Genomic DNA, 4,166 nt, shown 5'->3' with positions numbered 1-4,166 from the left:
GCAAGTTGGGATGAAATAGAAAAGCGTTTCGAAGCATGGATACAACAACTACATACTACGTATGCCCGTTAAAAAGTTAAGATAGGAAAATCATTGTCAAAAGAAATAGCGGCTTACCTACAAAAAAGGGGTGCCGCTTCCTCATATCCACTAAGCTCTGCCATTGTGGTAAAAAATTCTTTCCGCACTCGAGTCAAAGTACGCTCAGAAACAAATAATTCTGCTTGAATCATTGATCCTGTTTTCCCCTCGATCAAAAATTCGATGACTTCCGCGTACTTATCCGGCAAACAGCTTTTTGCAGAATCCATAATTGATAGCCAATACGCTGCTTCTTTGGCGGGATACTCGAGCTTCTTTAAACGCGATGTCATCATCGCCACAATCGGACCGTATACCTCTTCCAGATCCGTAAGCCCACCAATCTCTCTCCAACTTTTCCCTGTCTCTTCTTCTATCTGCTTCTGCAGCCGTTCGTATTCTCGTACCTTTTGCTGGTATAACCGGTACCGCTTCATATGCTCCTGCATCGCTTTTACTGCCCCTGCTCCACTCATCTTCATTCCTCCCCACTTAATTCCGCCATGATGGCACATAGCCGCTTCCTGACATTTGCAACGGTGGCTGAACTACAACCATGTCTTCTACCGATTGCTGCATCATTCTGATCACTTCGAACTGCTCGAGCAATTGACTTCCATTTGTCCGGTATCACTTCGCACGCACTGTCGATAATATGCACCCAGTAATCCGCTTCGGCGTTCGCGTGGTCAATGCGGACCAGTCGATCTACTTTTTGTGAAACGATGTCACGGGTATTCCCCGCTTCTTTCCTCCCGACATTCTGCCAGCTCGCCATACTACTTCCCATTTCCTGTAGCACGTTCTTCTTCCGTTGTTCAGCAGTCCCCACATACCGTTTGTATTCCATATATCGTTGCAAGTGCTGTAACATCCGCTCATTTGGCTTGCTCAACGTTGTGTACCCCCCCTTATTGATAAAATGTTAACAGCGGATGTGTGCATTCCCCGACTTTCCTTCCTGCTGCTGAATGATTGTGGCCAACTTTTCCATAAGTGTCTGCTTGATTTCGTAATAGGTTTGGCCGAATACGGCCATCCAATGGTAATCACGCACCCATTCCTCGACTTGTTGAACGAACTCCATATCATCAGGAGGAAATTGCCCGGCAGTTGCCGCCTCCCACTGCGGACATGTATCAACTTGCCCGATGTGCTTTCCGTGTACGTTGCATCGACTTGTTTTCCCCCACTTTGTTCCTGGACACTTTTCGCATACTGTTTCTCGATAATGCTGCGCCTCCATGTTTCGTCCCTCCTGTTAGCAAAATCGCGTCTGACGAATGCGACGACCACGGCGACAATAAGCACGCGCTTGCATCATCCGCTCCATTTCTCGACTATGGTTTGGCGCGACCACTTTGCGGGCCACTTCCGGTGTAGTCACTATCCCTACCTGTCGACGCAAGAAACAAATCTTCTTCACCGTTTCCTCATCCAACAAATCCATCAATTTCATTCCGCTCAATCCTCCTTTACTACAAATAAAAAGAGGACACCAAACAACACCGTTTCCGGTATCATTCAGTGTCCTCACGCTTTCGGTCTTGGACTTTATTTTTAATCACAGTCTGTTGTTAATCGATAGGCTCCACAATGCACACACTGGAACAGGTACCCTTGAAAAGACCCTCCATTTATGAGCCGCTTTTGAAACTCTTCCCGGGTAAGTCCCCAATCCGTACAGATGCTCTCTATATCTTCTTCTAGTTGAGAAGCAATGGACTCGATTTCTTTCCATCCAACATAATCAATAAAGGCACAAAAATCTCCACAATGACTTAACCAACGCTCCTGCTGCCAACCACAGTAACCCGGCGTCCGATAAATTAACTCATTCTTGAAAGATAAATCAGCTACCTCTTCACAATTCTCGAGATCTTGAAATTCCCCATCGAACTTCCTGGCAGCCGAGCCATCATGAATACACCATGGACATATCCCTTCTACTTCTTCAACGGAATAGAACGGTCCTGAATAGGTGTAGTCTCTTTCCTTTTCACAAACAGGACATGTTGTTTTTTCTTGTTTAATTGCCCCTGTTTTTATTGGATGCGGGTGATACTTAAAATAGGGTAGCTTTTCCACACTTCATACTCCTTTTTATTATAAAAATGTAATTTATACCCTATTCATTTAGTTAACACACCCGTAAATCCCTTTTATTTTATATCACTTTTAAATCAACTCCTTTTCTTCATAATGGATCCGGACTGACTGGCCTTTTACCGTCTCAATCGCTGTCATTCCATGCTCTACAGCTTGAGCCAACGTTGCCTTTCCCTTATGACCATCGAGAACTAAGATTAACACCTTACCTGGTTCTATTTGCTGTGTCACTGTCATTGTTTCCGTATCAATCATGACCTCTCTCGCTCGCATTTTTACGTTCCCCCTGCTCGTGTGATAAAATAAATATGCACTCATTAATGAGCAAGGATTCCCTCTCGGTAGCCGCCAGGAGGGATTTTTTTCGCTCGCTATGCGTCTACAATTCACAAGCTTGTCCGGAACGATAGTCGATACGGCATGCTTAAAAATCATATGTTGCTTACCTGCACTGTTCAGCATAATAGTGAAGGCATCGAACGCCTGGACGGTTCCTTTCAGTTGAAATCCGTTCGTGGTAAACAGCGTAATCCCCACTCGTAGCTTTCGAAGTTGATTCAAAAACGTATCCTGTACATTCATTTTCATATTCCAATTCCTCCGATCGTATCTAGCGTGCGGAGTTAACCGCAGTACTTGATATACGCCTCTTTAACGATTAGCGTGAAAATCTCGCGCAACCGGTCGTCCATCTCAATAACATCCAACATGTTCGTCTTGTCCACGGCTGTTTTCGTGTACCCGTTCTGTTTCAGTCGCTCTTTGTAGTTCATCAGCCGGCGGGTGACATCGCAATGGGCCCGCCGTTCCAATTCCTTATACAGCTCCCTTCGGCAAGCGCTGTGGTCACGATTAAAGGCTTTCCCGGCAATCTGCCGCACCATGGTATTCATGCGTTCCCGCCACTTCTCCGAACGAATAACCTCCATGACCTCCCGGGTTTCCGCTATGCTGTCCCGCAGCTCATGAGCTTGCTGCTGAATCATATCCAATCGTCGTTCATATTGTTGCTGGCGGCGTTCCAGCTCTTTTTGTCTCAGTTCCTGCTCGATCATCCATTTCAGTTGCGGTGATAAATCGGCTGTACGCTCCCGCATCTCAAAGTATTCATCACGCATCTGAATATATTTCTCCCAAGCGCGGGGGTTGTTTACCTGTGTGAGCGTTTTGCATAATTTTCGCTCTTAGAGCCGCAAGGCTCTTTTAGCCACAAAAAAGGACTTCACCCCAACTTGTAGAAGAATACAGGTGACCAAACCCATTCCACTAAAGAGGAGGAAGTCCACTGTGTATATTCTACAAGAAACGCTATTTTCCTTTGAAGAATGGCTAAAACTTGAATCAAAAGAGCGATTAGAGATCTTTTTCTCTTCTTTGGACTTACGTCCATATGCCAAACAATTAAAAAGTCATACCCCACAAGGAGCACCAGGATATTGCCGCGAAGCCATTCTACGCGCTTTTCTGGCTGCACCTATGGAAGGCATTACGACATTTACCATGCTGCATCGTCGCTTACAAACAGACTTGCGCTTTCGCTATCAATGTGGCTTTCGTCTGGACCAGGATGCTCCATCTGTCTCTACAATCAGTCGTGTATTCGCGGATATGGTGGAAAAGCAGATGGCTGAGCAGTTATTTCACGACTTGGTTTCTTCCTGTCAGACCGAAGGTCTGATGACCACCCAGCATCTTGCTATTGATAGCACAGCTATTGAAGCTTATGAACGAAAACAGCCGAAGAAGAAGTCTGAAACCACAGGAAATGCCACGTGGGGTGCCAAGTTCGATACGTATGGCAACAAAATCACCTGGTTTGGCTACAAAATTCATCTTGCTGTTGATACGGAAAGTGAGCTTCCCATTGCTGTAGAAGTTACACCTGCTCATGTAAATGACGGCGACATGGGACCCGCATTGATGAATAAAGCGGCTGAAGTTTCGAATACCGACATCGAATTTATCATGATGGATGC

Annotated in this window: 8 protein-coding genes; 1 reads left to right on the top strand and 7 read right to left on the bottom strand. The window is 45.6% G+C overall.

Features of this window, described 5'->3' with window-relative positions; all coding sequences use genetic code 11:
• Positions 1-113: 113 nt before the first annotated feature.
• The 7 genes from B2899_RS06215 to B2899_RS06180 all read right to left on the bottom strand — a co-directional run bounded on the left by B2899_RS06215 (position 114) and on the right by B2899_RS06180 (position 3,308).
• On the bottom strand, positions 114-557 hold the full coding sequence (locus B2899_RS06215; protein WP_286884520.1) for a hypothetical protein: 444 nt from the start codon (positions 555-557) through the stop codon (positions 114-116).
• A gap of 2 nt (positions 558-559) precedes the next feature.
• Positions 560-976 (bottom strand): hypothetical protein, encoded by a 417-nt coding sequence (locus B2899_RS06210; RefSeq protein ID WP_286884518.1) that lies wholly within the window; start codon positions 974-976, stop codon positions 560-562.
• A 30-nt stretch (positions 977-1,006) separates the two neighbouring features.
• Positions 1,007-1,327, bottom strand: a complete 321-nt coding sequence (locus B2899_RS06205) for a hypothetical protein (RefSeq protein WP_286884517.1) — start codon at positions 1,325-1,327, stop codon at positions 1,007-1,009.
• A gap of 15 nt (positions 1,328-1,342) precedes the next feature.
• Complete coding sequence (locus B2899_RS06200) at positions 1,343-1,549, bottom strand: hypothetical protein (protein ID WP_286884516.1); 207 nt, start codon at positions 1,547-1,549, stop codon at positions 1,343-1,345.
• Positions 1,550-1,641: 92 nt separating this feature from the next.
• The gene (locus B2899_RS06195; protein WP_286884515.1) at positions 1,642-2,169 is read right to left on the bottom strand and encodes a CbrC family protein; all 528 of its coding nucleotides are present in this window, start codon (positions 2,167-2,169) and stop codon (positions 1,642-1,644) included.
• A 90-nt stretch (positions 2,170-2,259) separates the two neighbouring features.
• The gene (gene hfq / locus B2899_RS18395) at positions 2,260-2,778 is read right to left on the bottom strand and encodes an RNA chaperone Hfq (protein WP_414631751.1); all 519 of its coding nucleotides are present in this window, start codon (positions 2,776-2,778) and stop codon (positions 2,260-2,262) included.
• A gap of 35 nt (positions 2,779-2,813) precedes the next feature.
• A complete protein-coding gene (locus B2899_RS06180; RefSeq protein WP_286884514.1) occupies positions 2,814-3,308 on the bottom strand; it encodes a hypothetical protein in 495 nt (164 codons plus the stop codon).
• A 169-nt stretch (positions 3,309-3,477) separates the two neighbouring features.
• On the opposite strand from B2899_RS06180, the gene B2899_RS06175 reads away from it, so the two are divergent.
• The coding region (locus B2899_RS06175) for a transposase (protein ID WP_286884512.1) at positions 3,478-4,166 on the top strand (689 nt) is incomplete at its 3' end.

The sequence above is a fragment of the Aneurinibacillus sp. UBA3580 genome, from assembly GCF_002375825.1.
Lineage (GTDB): Bacteria > Bacillota > Bacilli > Aneurinibacillales > Aneurinibacillaceae > Aneurinibacillus > Aneurinibacillus danicus.
The sequence above is the reverse complement of the archived record's forward strand: the minus strand, read 5'-3'. Positions and strand labels throughout refer to the sequence as shown.

What these genes read in the sequence shown, in the direction of transcription:
- B2899_RS06215 (WP_286884520.1), bottom strand. Translation starts at nt 557, where the DNA reads ATGAGTGGAGCAGGGGCAGTAAAAGCGATGCAGGAGCATATGAAGCGG.
- B2899_RS06205 (WP_286884517.1), bottom strand. Translation starts at nt 1,327, where the DNA reads ATGGAGGCGCAGCATTATCGAGAAACAGTATGCGAAAAGTGTCCAGGA.
- hfq (WP_414631751.1), bottom strand. Translation starts at nt 2,778, where the DNA reads ATGAAAATGAATGTACAGGATACGTTTTTGAATCAACTTCGAAAGCTA.
- B2899_RS06180 (WP_286884514.1), bottom strand. Translation starts at nt 3,308, where the DNA reads ATGCGTGATGAATACTTTGAGATGCGGGAGCGTACAGCCGATTTATCA.